This is a genomic window from Acinetobacter sp. AG3, from assembly GCF_022343575.1.
GTDB classification, from domain to species: Bacteria; Pseudomonadota; Gammaproteobacteria; order Pseudomonadales; family Moraxellaceae; genus Acinetobacter; species Acinetobacter guillouiae.
Genome location: NZ_JAKQZD010000001.1, coordinates 2147543 through 2164042 on the forward strand (window position 1 = coordinate 2147543; position 16500 = coordinate 2164042).

At 37.3% G+C, this 16500-nt stretch carries 19 protein-coding genes; 7 read left to right on the plus strand and 12 right to left on the minus strand.

Translation table 11 applies throughout. From position 1 onward, the window contains the following. The first annotated feature begins 171 nt into the window (after window positions 1–171). Complete coding sequence (locus L3V46_RS09910) at window positions 172–1227, plus strand: 3-deoxy-7-phosphoheptulonate synthase (RefSeq protein ID WP_239045572.1); 1056 nt, start codon at window positions 172–174, stop codon at window positions 1225–1227. Between the two features lie 96 nt (window positions 1228–1323). Here the strand turns inward: L3V46_RS09910 and gcvH are convergent, their stop codons facing one another. From gcvH to L3V46_RS09950, 8 genes are all read right to left on the minus strand, one after another. Next, window positions 1324–1698 carry a glycine cleavage system protein GcvH gene (gene gcvH, locus L3V46_RS09915; RefSeq protein WP_239045573.1) on the minus strand — a complete coding sequence of 125 codons (375 nt, stop codon included), beginning with the start codon at window positions 1696–1698 and terminating at the stop codon, window positions 1324–1326. Between the two features lie 117 nt (window positions 1699–1815). After that, window positions 1816–2847 (minus strand): AraC family transcriptional regulator, encoded by a 1032-nt coding sequence (locus L3V46_RS09920; protein WP_004720255.1) that lies wholly within the window; start codon window positions 2845–2847, stop codon window positions 1816–1818. A gap of 93 nt (window positions 2848–2940) precedes the next feature. Continuing rightward, a complete protein-coding gene (locus tag L3V46_RS09925) occupies window positions 2941–3390 on the minus strand; it encodes a MaoC family dehydratase (RefSeq protein ID WP_004720258.1) in 450 nt (149 codons plus the stop codon). 256 nt (window positions 3391–3646) lie between these two features. After that, window positions 3647–4135 carry a GNAT family N-acetyltransferase gene (locus L3V46_RS09930; protein ID WP_096734191.1) on the minus strand — a complete coding sequence of 163 codons (489 nt, stop codon included), beginning with the start codon at window positions 4133–4135 and terminating at the stop codon, window positions 3647–3649. A 180-nt stretch (window positions 4136–4315) separates the two neighbouring features. Continuing rightward, window positions 4316–5515, minus strand: a complete 1200-nt coding sequence (locus tag L3V46_RS09935) for an acyl-CoA dehydrogenase family protein (RefSeq protein WP_004720264.1) — start codon at window positions 5513–5515, stop codon at window positions 4316–4318. 24 nt (window positions 5516–5539) lie between these two features. Beyond that, the gene (locus L3V46_RS09940; RefSeq protein ID WP_171077799.1) at window positions 5540–6826 is read right to left on the minus strand and encodes an acyl-CoA dehydrogenase family protein; all 1287 of its coding nucleotides are present in this window, start codon (window positions 6824–6826) and stop codon (window positions 5540–5542) included. A gap of 258 nt (window positions 6827–7084) precedes the next feature. Beyond that, window positions 7085–8458 (minus strand): AarF/ABC1/UbiB kinase family protein, encoded by a 1374-nt coding sequence (locus L3V46_RS09945; RefSeq protein WP_239045574.1) that lies wholly within the window; start codon window positions 8456–8458, stop codon window positions 7085–7087. A 151-nt stretch (window positions 8459–8609) separates the two neighbouring features. Further along, complete coding sequence (locus L3V46_RS09950; protein ID WP_034616582.1) at window positions 8610–8915, minus strand: hypothetical protein; 306 nt, start codon at window positions 8913–8915, stop codon at window positions 8610–8612. 371 nt (window positions 8916–9286) lie between these two features. On the opposite strand from L3V46_RS09950, the gene L3V46_RS09955 reads away from it, so the two are divergent. The 3 genes from L3V46_RS09955 (at window position 9287) to aroC (ending at window position 11902) form a co-directional block, all read left to right on the plus strand. After that, a complete protein-coding gene (locus L3V46_RS09955) occupies window positions 9287–9670 on the plus strand; it encodes a lysozyme inhibitor LprI family protein (RefSeq protein WP_004720273.1) in 384 nt (127 codons plus the stop codon). A gap of 114 nt (window positions 9671–9784) precedes the next feature. After that, complete coding sequence (gene prmB / locus L3V46_RS09960) at window positions 9785–10795, plus strand: 50S ribosomal protein L3 N(5)-glutamine methyltransferase (protein WP_004720275.1); 1011 nt, start codon at window positions 9785–9787, stop codon at window positions 10793–10795. A 12-nt stretch (window positions 10796–10807) separates the two neighbouring features. Next, window positions 10808–11902 (plus strand): chorismate synthase, encoded by a 1095-nt coding sequence (aroC, locus tag L3V46_RS09965; RefSeq protein ID WP_239045575.1) that lies wholly within the window; start codon window positions 10808–10810, stop codon window positions 11900–11902. A gap of 209 nt (window positions 11903–12111) precedes the next feature. On the opposite strand, the gene L3V46_RS09970 is transcribed toward aroC, so the two are convergent. Then, window positions 12112–12585 carry a hypothetical protein gene (locus L3V46_RS09970; protein ID WP_004821699.1) on the minus strand — a complete coding sequence of 158 codons (474 nt, stop codon included), beginning with the start codon at window positions 12583–12585 and terminating at the stop codon, window positions 12112–12114. Between the two features lie 129 nt (window positions 12586–12714). Beyond that, a complete protein-coding gene (locus L3V46_RS09975) occupies window positions 12715–13194 on the minus strand; it encodes a CinA family protein (RefSeq protein WP_239045576.1) in 480 nt (159 codons plus the stop codon). Window positions 13195–13657: 463 nt separating this feature from the next. Here L3V46_RS09975 and L3V46_RS09980 point away from each other — a divergent pair, with 463 nt between their 5' ends. After that, window positions 13658–13888: a hypothetical protein gene (locus L3V46_RS09980; protein WP_035372252.1), complete on the plus strand. Its 231-nt coding sequence runs from the start codon at window positions 13658–13660 to the stop codon at window positions 13886–13888. Window positions 13889–14030: 142 nt separating this feature from the next. Here L3V46_RS09980 and L3V46_RS09985 read toward each other — a convergent pair whose 3' ends face one another. Both L3V46_RS09985 and L3V46_RS09990 read right to left on the minus strand, forming a co-directional pair. Next, on the minus strand, window positions 14031–14474 hold the full coding sequence (locus L3V46_RS09985; RefSeq protein WP_004821693.1) for a universal stress protein: 444 nt from the start codon (window positions 14472–14474) through the stop codon (window positions 14031–14033). Window positions 14475–14509: 35 nt separating this feature from the next. After that, window positions 14510–14971, minus strand: coding sequence for a universal stress protein (locus L3V46_RS09990; protein WP_004720286.1), 462 nt, complete (start codon window positions 14969–14971; stop codon window positions 14510–14512). Window positions 14972–15342: 371 nt separating this feature from the next. Between L3V46_RS09990 and ureE the strand changes: the two genes are divergently transcribed. Beyond that, entirely contained in the window at window positions 15343–15825 is a 483-nt protein-coding gene (gene ureE / locus L3V46_RS09995; protein WP_004821691.1) for an urease accessory protein UreE, read from the plus strand. Beyond that, window positions 15812–16477 (plus strand): urease accessory UreF family protein, encoded by a 666-nt coding sequence (locus L3V46_RS10000; protein ID WP_239045577.1) that lies wholly within the window; start codon window positions 15812–15814, stop codon window positions 16475–16477. The genes ureE and L3V46_RS10000 overlap by 14 nt, the downstream gene beginning before the upstream one ends. Window positions 16478–16500: the final 23 nt, after the last annotated feature.

The window sequence follows — 16500 nt, forward strand, 5'->3', positions numbered from 1 at the left end:
TCAATTAAGTGTAAAGATTTTGGAGAATGTCATGATGAAATTTAACTACGTATACTTTAGCAACTTTTATTGGACTTACTTTGGTCAAGTGAAAAACCTGATTGCCCATTTGAATAGATCCCATACGCTCAAATAAAAGTTCGGACTTTAGAGAGTCCAAAGGAATACATCATGAATGCACTAAATATTGCTTTACAACAAAATCAAACCATAGAAACTCAACTCAGTTTGCCTTATGAGTTAAAAGAAAAATTTGCATTAAAACATAAGCTCGCTTTACAAATCGCCGAGCAACGCCAAACAATTGAAAATATCCTCGATGGTACCGATGACCGTTTATTGGTGATTACTGGCCCATGTTCTATTCATGATGAAAAATCCGCATTGGAATACGCAGATCGCTTAATACAATTACAAGAAAAAGTGTCAGATCAGATCTTTCTAGTGATGCGTGCATATATTGAAAAACCACGTACAACTGTGGGCTGGAAAGGGTTTTTATACGATCCAAATTTAGATGGATCTGCCAATATGCAATTGGGTTTAGAAAAATCACGCCAATTGTATTTACAAATTATTGAAAAAGGCTTGCCGATCGCCAGTGAAATTCTAAGCCCTATGGCAACTGCATATTTTGATGATTTATTGGCTTGGGGTGCAATTGGTGCACGTACCAGTGAATCACAAATTCATCGTGAAATTTCAAGTCATATGCCTTTTAGTATTGGCTTTAAAAATGGTACAGATGGCTCGATTCAAATCGCTTTAGATGCAATTCAATCTGCAAGTCATCCTCATCAATTTCTAGCCATGGGACAAAAGGGATTGCCTTGTATTGTACATAGTCATGGTAATCCTTTAGCACACATCATTTTACGTGGTTCAAATAAGGGTACAAACTATGATGCAGAATCGATTCAGCAGATCCGCCAGCAGCATCAAGGAAAATTACCCGCATTGGTGATTGATTGTAGTCATGGTAACAGCAGTAAAGATCCTTTAAAGCAACCGTTGGTTTTACAGCAAATCATTGAAGAAAGACATATAACCCATGTACGTGGTGTAATGCTAGAAAGTCATTTGGTGGATGGTAATCAAAAAATCTCTTGTGATATGACTTATGGTCAATCTGTTACAGATGGTTGTTTGGGTTGGAATAAGACGGAGCAATTGTTGTTGGATGTTGCAGAGCAGCTTTCGAAACAGGATTTGTTGCAGACGGCTTGATGTACCTTATTTTCCGTTACGACATAAACAAAAAGATCAGACTCATCTGATCTTTTTGTGTTTAAACATTATTTTTAAGCATTAGGATTTTAAAAATTAAAGACCAGCTTCATATTCGCTATTGCTGAGTAACTTTTCAACATCTGCAATATTGTCTGGTTTAATTTTATAAATCCAGCCTTTGCCATAGGGGGCATCATTCACAAAATCTGGATCATCTTCAAGGGCAGTATTCACTTCTACAACTTCACCAGAAACAGGCGCATGAATATCAGATGCTGTTTTAACGGATTCAACTACACCAGCTTGAGCACCAGCAACCACATGGCTACCCACTTCAGGCGCTTCAACGTAGACTAAGTCGCCTAAAGCATCTTGAGCATGGTCAGAAATACCAGTAATCACAAGATCACCTTCAATTTTTACCCATTCATGTGTAGCTGCATATTTCAAATCTGAAGGATGATTCATAATGACTCCATTAATCAATTTATTTTTGGCACGAGTTATACAGGTTTTTTAATCAAAACAGAAAGCAGAGATACTGATAAACTTATTCATCGAAACAAATAATCGTGATAAATCACATTATAAGTATGGATCTTTGCGCCAACTACTTGGGCTACGACCACTCCAGCGTTTAAATGCACGACTAAAGTTTGCAACATCACTATAACCGAGTTCATCTGCAATTTGTTCCAGTGTATAGTCAGTACGGGAAAGTAACGATGTGGCATGGCGATAACGTACTTCATCTACCAGTGTCGAGAAAGAAGTACCTTCGGCAGCCAACTGACGTTTTAATGTACGGTCTGACATATGCAGACGATCTGCGACATTTTCAATACTTAAATAATGCTGTTCCGAATGAGTCAAGATATCACGTACACGCATCGCCAAACGACGTCTTTCACCCAAAGCTGAAAGTTCTGCTTCACATTGATTAATCGCAATTTGACTGGCAATCGGGTCAGCATTGACCATTTTTAAGCCCAAGTAGGATTTGTCAAAACTTGCAATGAGATGCGGCTGTTCAAAACGCATATTGTATTGCTTTGCCAGTTTCTCGATGTATTTGTCAAAACCATCAGGCTTGGGAAAATCAAAGTCGATATCGCCATGCAAATAATCAATACCAGTCAAAGCTTTTGCCATGGTCATAATACCAAAGGTTAGCCCCATCACAATTTCTGTGCGTAAAGGTTCGATTTCGATATCACATTGCAATTGAAGTGTGGCTTTTTCACCAAAAGTAGAAAAATACAATTGTAGAAAGGGCATACGCAACTGGATAAAGCGGTTGGCTAAGACAAGCGCATCGGTAATATCGTGTGCTGTCATGATGGCATAACCAATAAAGCCATGGATTGAAATACGCATTTGTGTACCAAGATGAAAGCCTAAGGTGCTTTCACCTGTAAGTTTTAATGCGTGTTTAATCAATTCATTAGCAAGTGGTGTCGGAATCCGACACTCAGGATCTGCTAACTGTTCGCTGGTAAAATTAAAGGGTGCGAAAAGTGTTTCTGCGCTATATCCCCAACGAGAAACAATATCTAATAATAATAGTCCATAAACACCAGGAATTCCCTGATCTTGGCGAGCTGAGACTGTTTTCATGTGCTTTCCATTGCTCTGAACATTGTTTTTACTTGTTTAATCATATTGTCATGATATGGAAAAACCCTTAAATATTGTAAGACAAATTTAGGATTAATGTGCATCAAAATTGCGCTTAAATACCACAATTTTAGTGGTTGAAATTAGCAATACATCGTCATCTTGATTTTTTGCTTGTGTTACATAGGTCACAATTGCGCGATCATTTTTTGTTTTAGAGGGCTGGATAGATACAATTTCGACATCAACATGTATTTTATCGCCCACACGCGTGGGTTTTGGCCATCTTAAACTTGATTCTGAACCAATTAAGCCATAAGCAACAGGGAAGCATTCTGTCCAAAGACGCATGGTGACGGCAGATGTATGCCATCCACTTGCAGCAAGTCCTTTAAAAATCGGGTGATCTTTGGCTTTTTCAGCATCAGTATGGAAAACTTGCGGATCATACTTATGTGCAAACTCTAAAACCTCATCCAAAGTCATTTCGTACTCACGACTTTTAAAATGATCACCAATATTTAAATCTTCCAAATACAACATTGTTTATACATTCCCTTAATTTCACACAATACTCATAAATGATGATGTTCTACGCATAAAAATTAAATTATTTAAACTTTTTCATTGTAAATCACCATTAAGCAATTTCAATGACTGTTTTGCCAATCATCCATTTTTTTAAGTCGCATTGAAATATCACTCAAAATTTCGAGTGATTTAGACCATAATAACATTGTGTTATGTCCTGAAAGTAATGAAAATACGACCAAAGTGAATTGAGCAAGCTTATGACGAATTAAAGCAATGTTTTAAGCATCCAAACTTCACAAACATGACTGTGTCCAGTATTACCTTTAGGTTGCGATAAATGCTCAAAGCCTAACTTTTCATAGAGTTTAATGGCTTGCCATAAATCTTGAGTGGTTTCTAAATAACAAGACTGAAAGCCTTGTTGTTGCGCAAATTCAAAACACTTTTCTAAAATTTTCTTAGCAAATCCTAAACCACGAAGTTCAGGCAAAAAATACATCTTTTGAATCTCTAAAACAGTTGCATCACCTTGTAATGGTGAAAGACCTCCGCCACCAACAACGCGACCATTTGCATCCTCAATAATCCAATATTGGGCATTGGGTTGAGCATATACCTGATATAAATCATCCAAGATCGGGTCGGCTACAGCAAAGCCTGATTCAGGTGCTAAGCCAAATTCTTTAGATACTTCACGAATAACTTGTGCGATCGACGGATTGTCTTGTATTTGTATCGTTCTAATTTGGTACATAAGTAAATGAAAATAAAAAAGGTAGAATTTTTATAACAAAAATTCTACCTTTTGTGATCAGTTAAAAATTCAACTGATCAAAACTTTACCACTTGAATCACAGTATAGGGGCTGTTGACAATTCGTCTAGTTATGAAATGCCAACAAACCCTAAGTAAATTTACAGGTTTTGCTGCAATACTATTTTAATTCACTCGAAGATTTACCCAATTCGCGACGGGCAATAATCAGCTGTTGAATCTGTTGTGTTCCCTCAAAAATATCTAGAATTTTTGAGTCACGCGCCCATTTTTCTAATAATTCATCTTCGTTATAACCCACACTGGCAGCCAGCTCTACACATTTTAAAGTGATTTCATTACAAATACGTCCAGCTTTAGCTTTGGCGATAGAGGCCTCACGAGAGTTTGGTTTTTTGTTATCTGCCATCCATGTGGCTTTTATGGTGAGTAAGCGTGCAGCTTCCCATTCTGCCTCCATCCGATAGATTTGTGCAGCCAAATTAGATGTTTGCAAATATGGAGTTGCATAATCGGGATCTAGTTCATCTTTAAAGATGTCTTTAATCCGTTCTAAAGACGCTTTGGCACAGCCCACTGCCATGGCTGCAACAAGTGGACGGGTATTATCAAAGGTTTCCATCACGCCTGCAAAACCTTTGGCTACATCAATTTCTGCATTACCGAGTAAGTTTGCTCCAGGGACACGGCAGTCAATAAAACTAATTGCCGCTGTATCGGATGCCTTAATGCCAAGTTTATGTTCAAGGCGTTCAACTTTCATGCCAGGTGTACCTTTAGGCACAACAAAAGATTTAATTGCAGCACGGCCCAATTTCTTATCTAAAGTTGCCCAAACCACGACTGAGTCAGCACGTTCCCCAGAGGTGACAAATATTTTTTCACCGTTCAGAATGTAATCATCACCATCTTTGGTTGCGGTTGTACGAATCGCAGCAGAGTCAGAACCACAACCAGGTTCAGTAATGGCCATCGCAGCCCATGTCCCTTTAAAACGCTCAAGCTGTTCATCATTGGCGACGGCAGCAATCGCTGAATTGCCTAGCCCTTGACGAGGCATGGTCAGCAGTAGGCCTGTATCGCCATAACACATTTCGATCACACCCAAGGCAGTCGACATATTGGTGCCATTTTTATTATTGCTGTCGATATCGCCACGTTTATTGATTGCAGCGCCAGCATTGAGTCCATCACCACCGTCGTTCATACCATCCAGTAAAGACGCCAGCATATCAAGTTCTTTAGGATAGGCATGTTCTGCTTTGTCGTATTTACGAGAAATTGGGCGTAAAACATTCAATGCGGTTTCGTGTGCTTGATCTAAAAGCATCTGGAATTTTTTTGGATTTTGTAAATTCATGATTTTTATCCTTTATCTTCTAAGTTAAGCGTGTAAGCCAGAATGTAGAACGGCTGTTGCACGTAAGTCGCGGTACCAACGCTCAGCTGGATGTTCCTTGGTAAAACCATGTCCACCTAAAATTTGCACACCATCTGTAGCAATTTTCATGGATTTTTCTGCACAAAGTAGACGAGCTAAATACGCTTCTCTATGGAAGGGTTGTCCTGCTTCTGCAAGACTGGCAGCATTTAAAATCAGCATACGCATTGCATCAATTTCAATCGCCATATCTGCGATCATAAATGCCACACTTTGGCGGTGTGAGATAGGTTCACCAAATGCAGTACGTTCATTGGCATATTTGATGCTGTAATCTTTAACCGCTTCACAGCTACCAACAGCCATTGCACACCACATTAGATTGCCTAAATCTAAAAATGCAGGGTAATTAAAATCTTCGTCGCCTAGACGTTGGGCAGGGGTATTGTCAAACTTCAAAGTTACCGTTTCAGTTGCTTTTAAACCCATTGCCGGTGATTTTTTCACTGTAATACTTGGGTCTCGCTTTACAACGAAAACGTCCGCTTGACCCTTAAAGTCTGCACTAACAAGGAATAAATCTGCTGTTGCACCTAATAGCACTAAAGTTTTTTCTCCAGTAATGCTGAATTGTCCATTGTTGGCAGTCGCTTTGGTTTTTAAGCGTAAGGGATTAAATGCTGGGGTTGCTTCTTGTACCGCAAAAGTGGCTTGAATATCGGTATCATTGGCAAAATTTGCTAAATAAACAGATTGAACTTTTTCAGAACCCCATTGTGTGATTGCATTGATGACACTAAAAGTAGAGAGCAGACCTGCAGCAAGTGAAAAATCACCTTTAGCCAAGCGTTCGGCAATTAAAATATTACTCACAATATTTTTTTCAGATGCAACACCGCCTAAAGCTTCAGGCAGTGCATAATAATTTAGACCTAAATCGGTACTGTGTTGCCAAAGCTCAACTGGAAACTTTTCGTCGTGATCCGCTTGATGGGCCAGTTGATAAAGTACTTCGGACGCAAATTGATCCATGGCATCCACCGTCATTTGCTGTTCTTCAGTCAAACTCAGATCAAATAGGGACTTTTGCTGATTGGGCAGACGTTGTTTGGTTACATTTGAATCTGATTTAAATGCTTTTTGTGTTGCACTTAAGGTTTTAAAACCAGCTTTAGAACCTTGATAAAGTGATCTTTCGATAAATTTGCGCAATTTAAACTGATCAAGTAAATCACTACCTGCAATTTTTGTAATTAGATTTAAACCCAAACCTTGAGCTTTATTTACCATATTGGTCATGCCGAAGTCCCTGTATTTTAGTGTCGGTATACAACAATCCTGACATGCATAAAAATAAAAAACTATGTCAAAGCTGACAAAGTAATTGACCTTAGATGAATGGCAGAGTAGATGATATATTTGTTATTAATATTCTGATTTTTATTGTTTATTTTTAAATAAAAAAACCCAACATTTGTTGGGTATTGGTAAAAGTGACATTTTTAAAACGTTTACAATCTCGTTTAACCTGTATGAAAACTAAAAAGATTAAACAAAAGGTACAATCATTTTACGAACATTGGTCTTTGCTTCAATCACCGTCATAAATGTATAAGCACCAATAAATTTACGACTGATAAACATAAATTCTTTTGGTGGAATACTGAAGTAACGTGAAGCCATTGATTTTGAAGCACGTTGCATCACACGGCTATGTAGCTGGCTTTTTTTCCAGTCATAACGGTTATGTTGATCCATCACGCCAGCAGGTAAATCTGGGTTATTTAAATGTGTACTAAATGCTTCTGTTGCCAATAAAAATACTTTTGCCATATCGGGTTTAATGCTTAAAGGCATTGCATCAAAGAACTCATAGCCCGACATCGCATTGACCATTGCTTCTGCATCGTGGTTATAACCCGCTTTGATTAAATTACAAGCTACGCGAAGTAATTGGTCATCGAACTGACGTATAGCGCCAAAATCTAACAAAATAATTTTATCTTTTATCTCTTCACCATTGCCCAAGCGAACAAGATAATTACCAAAGTTCGGGTCGGTTTGCATTTCGCCCCACTCAAACAATTCACGAACTGCGATTTCAAGTGATGCTTCACCTAAAAGATTACGTCGCTCTTGTGGTAAAGACAGCATGACAGGGCTGTTGATGGGTACACCACGTTCAAAGGTCATGCACAGGACTTGATTGGTACAATAGTCATCAATAATTTGTGGCACGCCATAACGTGGATCTTCTTTAAGTCGCTGGCCAAAACGACGGGTTGTTGCCGCTTCAACTTTATAATCAACTTCACGATGCATCATTTCACGCACTTCATCAAACCACTGATCGAACTCACGGGTTTGTGGCACCATACGTGTCAATTTAAGCATATTTCGAAATAGGCTCATATCTGAGTCGATGGCGTCGGCTACACCAGGATATTGGATTTTAAGAACCAACTCTAATCCATCTGACTTACGTGTTGCACGGTGAACCTGAGCCAGAGAAGCTGTACCAATCGGCTCATGATCAATGGTGAGATCGTTGAGTTTTGAACCCAATTGACTGACCAATTGCTCTTTAATCGCAGGCCATGCAAGGGCAACTGTTTGATTATTGAGGGTGTTTAATGCTTGAGTAATTTCTTCAGGTAAAAAATGCTCGCCATAAAGCGCCATCATTTGACCGATTTTAACAATTGAACCTTTTAGCTTGCCAATTTCTTGAACAAGATAATTGGCTTGTTCTTTCATAGCTTGTTTACGTTTTTTTTCTTTTTCTTCTTCACTTGAAAAGATTGAACTCGCACTTGAAGCTGCCCAGCGTGTACCTGCCAATAATGATGCTTTTGCAATTGATAAGCGACGATCCATTGATGAGGTTTTTAACTGTTTGAGCTTTTCGTTCTGATCTGACATGAAGATAAAATCCTTTATAAGAGATTCGAAAAGATAAAAAGATGACTAATTGTAAGGAATATTACATGGAATGACTGTATTTAAACAGTTCAATTCGCTGAATGGGGGAATTAAATTAATTCCATCAAAATAGCCTAAGCAATATTAAAATTTACATTCTAAATTGGATTTTAAGCTCTTTGCGGAGTATTAAACCTTGCTTATTTGAAGCAATGTAATGAATGATCAGATCTTTAACGCTTTGATTAGTAAAGCCCAGCGCATAGCCTTTAACAATGATAATGCTAGGCAAGCTAAAGAAAAAATATTTTACATCGTCTAGAGAAGGCGCTTCGTAAACACCTTGTTCAGTGAGGGTTTGTTGAAAAAACTGCTTTTCAATTTTGACATTTGGAGTGGATTCATCATCCCACCATGACTGACGCATAGCCATGAGGTTATTATGTTTGTAGCTCATAAATTGACTAAATTCATAAATATTTAAAAACTTGTTGTATATATAAAGGTGAAATGACCCAATTTCAAGTTAAGCGCTCAATCTCAGCAATTTTGCCACAAATAAGTTTATATTTTATAACCAAGCGCATTGATTTGTTTTAAAAATATACAACAATAGGTTTGAAAAAAAAATCTGAAAAAACGAGTGATATGGTGAAACAAAGTTGATTGTTTTAAATCAAGTTTTAACAATAATTTATCTACAATGATTGTATTTAGTTTCAAATCTTTTACACTCTTTTGCAGAGGCGATTGTTGCTAATCAGTGCCTGAGTTCTTTGGATTAAAAGTTTTTGAATTAAAATAATGATTTTGGGATTGGGGAATTGGATGTATTTAAAGTATTGGGGTATCAGTTTAGTTGTATTATTGCCGATGCACACGCAGGCGATCGGTTATAGCTCAGATTATTTAAGCTGTATGAATTCGGCAGGTTCAAGCTCGGCAACACTTGCCAGCTGTATGAAAACTGAGTTGAGCAAGCAAGATGATCGTTTGAAATCATTATTTAAACAGACGTTGGATTTGTATACAGACAAGCAACAGAAAGCTCAAAAGAAATATCAGAAACAATGGTTTAAACTTCGAGATCAGCAGTGTGATGAGTCAAATAAATCAGTTTCTGATGATTATAAAATGAAGTATTACAATTGTGCCCTCAAACAAACAGTCAATAGAGCCAATATGTTAGAGAAACAAAGCTATCGTTTATAGTGCTTTATTGCGCTATAAAATAATTGCTAAGTAAATTGTCGTAAAGCATTATAAATGTCATGCAAAACAAGGTATCATAAGGCGTTTAAAAATATGACCTTGGAGAAACCTTAAGTGGATCGACCGACTATTAGCCCTGAACATTTACAGGAAGCTGCTGAAAACCTATCAACAATTCGTGATTTTATTCGTTTTGGGGTTACAGCTTTACGTCAATACGATGCACATTTGGGTCAAGGTACAGAAGATTATTTCGCAGAAAGTTCTGCCTTGGTTTTACAAACGCTTTCTTTGGAATGGAAGGCGGATGCTGAAATTTTAGATTCAAAATTATTGCCAAGTGAAAAAGCTGAGTTTTTAAATTTACTCGAACGTCGTGTAAATGAAAGAATTCCAACCTCTTATTTACTTAACCTCTCTTATTTCTTTGGTAAGCCATTCTATGTTGATGAGCGTGTGTTAATTCCTCGTTCACCGATTGCTGAATTGATCGAAAACCGTTTTGCACCTTATTGTTTAGATGAAAATGGACAAACACGTGCAGGCGTGAATAATTTACCTGAAAACCCAAATCCAAAAACACCGCAACGTATCTTAGATATGTGTACGGGTTCAGGTTGTATTGCGATCGCGTTGGCATATGCATTCCCTGATTCAGAAGTAGATGCAACTGATATTTCTAAAGAAGCATTAGAAGTGGCTTCTATTAATGCAGAGCATCACAATAAGCAATATCAGGTGGCTTTGCTTGAGTCAGATTTGTTTGCCAAAATCCCAGCTGAAAATCAATATGATTTGATCGTTTCAAATCCACCGTATGTGGATGCTGAAGATATGGCTGATCTTCCAGATGAATTCCATCATGAACCTGAACTTGCTTTAGCTGCTGGTCAAGATGGTTTGGATTTAGTTCGAAAAATGTTGGCTCAAGCAGCTGATTATTTAACTGAAGACGGTTTAATCGTGATTGAAGTAGGTAACTCAGAATGGGCAATGAAACAGAATTTTAATACCATTGATTTTTACTGGTTACAGTTCCAAAAAGGCGGTACAGGTATTTTTGCTTTGACTGCTGAACAATGTCGTACATTCCGTGATTTATTTATTCAATCTATTCAAGCTTAAGGAGTCGTAAGCATGGCAGGTAACAGTATTGGACAACTCTTCCGTGTAACGACTTGTGGTGAATCTCACGGCGTAGGCTTGATGGCAATTGTTGATGGTGTGCCACCGGGTCTTGAATTATCTGCTGAAGATTTACAAATTGATTTAGATCGTCGTAAACCGGGAACGTCTAAGTTTGCCACTCAGCGTAAAGAGCCAGATGAGGTTGAGATCATTTCTGGAGTTTTTGAAGGTAAAACGACAGGAACTTCGATTGGTTTATTGATCCGTAATACAGATCAAAAATCTAAAGATTATGGCAATATTGCGCAAACTTTCCGTCCAGGCCATGCAGATTACACCTATACGCAAAAGTATGGTTTCCGTGATTATCGTGGTGGTGGTCGTTCAAGTGCACGTGAAACGGCGATGCGTGTGGCAGCGGGTGCGATTGCAAAGAAATTTCTTTTTGAGAAATTTGCGATTGTGATTCGTGGACATGTGACGCAAATTGGTACTGAAAAAGCACAAGCTTTAGATTGGAATGAAGTTCCGAATAATCCGTTCTTCTGTGGTGATGTCAATGCGGTTCCACGTTTTGAAGCGCTGGTGACATCATTGCGTGAACAGGGGACCAGTTGTGGTGCAAAGCTTGAGATCCTTGCAGAAAAAGTACCTGTAGGTTGGGGTGAACCCGTATTTGATCGTTTAGATGCTGATATTGCCCATGCCATGATGTCAATCAATGCGGTGAAAGGTGTTGAAGTTGGTGATGGTTTTGCAGTTGCAGAACAATTTGGCCATGAAACCCGTGATGAACTTAGCACAGATGGGTTTTTAGCCAATCATGCTGGTGGTATTCTTGGTGGTATTTCTTCAGGCCAAACCATCCGTGTAGCGATTGCGTTAAAACCAACCGCAAGTATTACTACACCGGGGAAAACCATTAATCTAGATCGTGAAGATACAGATGTACTGACCAAAGGTCGTCACGATCCTTGTGTGGGCGTGCGTGCGACACCTATTGCTGAAGCCATGCTTGCCATTGTATTGATGGATCATTTTATGCGTCACCGTGCACAAAATGCTGATGTGGTTGCACCATTTGCCCCAATTGAACCTAAATAGCAAATATATTTGAGATAAGAGAGGGTATTTTAGTTTTGAAATACCTTTAATTATTAGAGTAAATTTCAAATGATTTGTTTTTTTACTTAATAGAGTTATTGCTCAACAAATTTTGCTGAATGATCTTGGATTCATTATTTTAAGTTAAAGATTTTGAGTTAAAAAAACCAGACATTTTGTCTGGTTTTTTATATTTATACTGCTCAGTCTTATTGAGTAACAATTTGACCTGTATAACCCTTTAAGAACGTCAGATACGCAGAAGACTGTTGACCATCTGCCTTTAAGATTGAACGTTCAACATCACCCTGGTTGGTTACCAATTTAAGTGAGATTTCTTTACCATTACGGAATGAGTTAAGAAAGCTGACAGGAACATTAATCGAGTTTGATGAAACTGTACCCGCGTATTGTGTCGTGTTAATGGTTGAATATGTATATGGCTGACCATCCACTAAAAAGACAAATTGGGTAATATCATATTTTGTTGGATTGTTAATTTCTGCTGTGATTTTAAATCCATCACGGACTTCATCTTTCCAACGCATAGAAAGTTCAGGGCAAACTTCATTTGCTTCACAGATTAAAGGGCCTTTTGTAACAACTCTTTCTGGATAAGAGCCAGCACAACCCGCCAAAGTTAAACATGCTAAAGAAGAAATTACCGCAAATTGAAGTTTCATACCGCTTCCTAATAAGTTCATTTGTGTTATTGATATGTTGATAATCTATGTAAAATTTACCGCTTTTTAGTTAAAAAGTGAATTAAATATTTCAGTAATTTGTATTTCAGTTAAGACATAGCATAAATCTTAAACAAAATTTAAGATTTTTAATATTTCCTTAGCAACATTTTCAGTTAATTGATTTAAACGAGTCAACGGCTCACCTTCAATAAAATATTTAAAATTCGACAATGTGTTTTGATAATAGATTGAGATAAAGAAAGTACCTTCTGGTTTTTCAATACTAGCACTACCACCAGGTTTAAGTAAGCCGGTACAACTGACAATGATATCTGCAGCGCTAAAGAGTTTTTTCCCTTGAACTGCCATTGCTTTTGTGACTTCAATTGATTCAGCGCTATATTTTTCGATGAGGGATGGATCAACTTGTAAAATTGAAATTTTAATAGAGGGGTCGTAGCTGACTAAACCGCCTAATAAAATATCTGCACCACTGTTTTTATAGATCGAAAACTGGCTGGATAAATAACCAGAACTTGCACTTTCAATAAATGCGACTGTTAAATTCTTTCTTTCAAGCAGATCACAACATTGTTTTAAAAGCATCGGTATGGCTCTAAATTAATTATTTATATTCAATAATTTAACTATAAGTGAATTGAGGGAATTTGCAAGAAAACCAAATAAAAAATAAGCATATTGAGCCATGAATTTAATTTTTTTGGATATTTTTATATATAAATCATGATGTTAGCTCCACATGGCATATAAGAGACAAAATTAATCAAAAGAACGCTGAGTTGAAATAAGTTTGTCATATTCATTTGCCATAATGATTGCACAAACAACAAAAGCCAAGAATAAGCATCAAATAACAATCAAAGAAAGTTAAAAGAATAATCAGCGTAAAGTCTGTAAATATGCAGTCAACCCACTTCTCAACAGGTGGGTTTTCCTTTTTTGGGCCAATTGTAGAATTACTATGCAATATGATGAATTTTTATATTTCAAACGCGTCAAAAAGTGATATAAATAAAAATAAAGTGCATATGAAAATGGAGTGCGAATGATGAAAACGACTGTTAAGTATGTTGTCTTAAAAAGTAGAGAATATCAGCTTGGCACAGCCTTATTTGAAGAAAGTATTGAAGCCGAAGGAAATTATTTTGATCAAATACCTGAGATCATTCACTATCAAAATCATAATTTTAAAGTAAAGTCCAAAGAACTTAGCCGTAAGCAAATTTTTGATGATTTTGAAGAATCTCAAACCATTTTAGTCAAAGTTATCGCAGTTTAATAGTTTCCCAAGTTATCTTTGATATAGACATTGCATAAATAAAACCCAGTTAAACTGGGTTTTATTTATTTGGCTTTTAGGGGCGTTTGACAATTCGTCTACAACGCAAATCATTTATGAACTGTCTATAGACCCTAATCAATCACTGTTTGACAATCAATACAGGAAGTTTGGTTTGACCCAGTACATCTTGCGCAAAACTGCCTAAGAAAAACTTTTGGAAGCCTTTGCGACCATGCGATCCCATGATAATTAAATCTGTATGTAATGATTCAGCAGTTTTAATGATGGTTTCAGCTGCAACCGAGTCTCTCACGACTTGTGTTTCAATTTGAACACCTTGCTGTTCAGCCAATTGTTTGGCTTTGCTCAAACCTTCTTCCGCATTTTTAATTGCTTCTTGAATGTAATCTTTTAACATATCTGGCGAATAGTAAAAATCAGCAGCAGCAAAAGGGTCTTCAGCAACGACACTGATCGCAGTGACTTTGCTTCCAAAGGCTTTGGCAATCGCAGCAGCATGTTTTAATGCAGAAAAAGAAATGTCAGAACCGTCAACTGGGACAAGAATATTTTGATAACTCATAATCACACCTTTTTAATTAACATTTCAAATAAGAATTAAGCTTCTTCTTGGGTAGATTTAATAATCAACACAGGCAGTGGAGAAATCGACAACACTTCTTGTGCAACACTCCCTAAGAAGAATTTCTTCAGACCAGTACGTCCATGAGAACCCATTACGATAAGGTCCACATTCAGTTCATCTGCAACATCTAAAATTCCAGTAGCAGGAGGCACTTCACGTACCACTTTGGTATCTACTGTTGTTACACCATGGTGAACTAAAGTTTCTTGAATATCTTTTAAACGTGCTAAAGCATTTTTTTCAGCTTCAAATAAATATTGAGTTACAGCAGGCGCTATTTTATAAAAATCGACGCCTTTAAAAGGATCAACTGCTATCACACTCATCACAGTAATTTTACAGTTAAAAGCAAGTGCAAGTTTTTCTGCATGTTCAAGTGCAGCATAAGAAATAGGAGAGTCATCTACAGCAAGAAGGATATGTTGATAAGCCATTATAAGTTTCTCCCTTTTTTGTCTGATTATTTATTCATTGATAACACATTGCGCTGTTAGTCGCAAATTGTCGATAAGAATTTTAGTTGATCAAAAGTGTGTTATTTCAAGCTTTTGTGAAATACACATAATTTTATTATGGTTTTATTTTGTAACGTTTAATTGTTCTTATTTTTTATTGAAATCTCGCTCATGTAAATTTGATCTTAGGTTTTAGGTTGGTGTTCTAAATAAGATGCAGTTTGAATTCTTACGATTCTAAAAACTGGCATGATAAATGCTTTAATTTAATGCAAACCGATATTTATGAATAAAATTTTGGCATCAATTTGGAACATTTTAAATCAAGTGCCATAGAAAAGTGGATCAATATGAAAATTTATACGCAACGTCTAGACCATATAGAGTCAAACATTGAGGCTGAAAGTATTGAATTGACTTTTGATACTCGGCAAAAGAGCCGTTTTCGTGCAACTTTAAATAATGGGCACGATATTGGTGCGGATTTACCACGTACAGGCATTTTGCGTAGTGGTTCTTATATTGCAACTGAACAAGGTGAAGTGTTACGTGTAGATGCCAAAGCTGAAAAATTAATGCAAGTTTCGGCACTGCATAGTTTTGATTTACTTAAAGCTGCATATCATCTGGGAAATCGTCATGTTCCGTTAATGCTTACTCCAACTGCACTTTATTTTGAACCTGATCATGTCCTTGCAGAAATGATCCAAGGTTTAGGACTAACTGTAGATGAAGTTGAACATCCATTTGAACCTGAAAGTGGGGCATATGCCCAACATCAGCATGATCATCGTTTAAGCCCGATTAAGGCTTTACATCATGTCCATCACTAACGCATCGCAACTATTAAGTCTATTGACCCTGTCATCGACAGCCTTACCCATCGGTGCATATTGCTATTCGCAAGGGGTGGAAAGTGCGATTGATCAGGGTTTGATTCATGATGAAGCAAGCAGTATTGCTTATTTTGAAGAAGTGCTGGAAATGTTGCTGGTTAGGTTTGAACTCCCCGTTTTAAAACGTCTGATGCAACATTATTTAGACGAAGCTGAATTTTTAAATTGGGCTAACTTTTATAAAGCGAGCCGTGAGTCGAAAGAATTACGGGCTGAATCTCAGCAGTTGGCATTTTCTTTGAATGCTTGGATTCGTGATGTTTTAAAACAGCAACCTGAGATTAAAAAGCAGTTTGGTTTTGTCCCTGTTTATGCACATTTATGCGGAACATTAAAACTTAATCTGGTGGATGTGCTGACAGCATATAGCTTTACTGTTTTAGAAAACCAAGTGCTAGGTGCGGTTAAAACTGTCCCTTTAGGGCAAATGAGTGGTCAAAGAATTTTGTGGCATTTACATGGCTTAATTCCTCAAGCGGTAGTGCGTGCCTTGGCCTTAGAAGATGATGAGTTAAGTAGTGCCTTGCCCAATTATGCGATGTTAAGTATGTCGCATGAAACTTTATATTCACGATTATTCAGATCATAAATGACACGTTTCATTCGCTATTT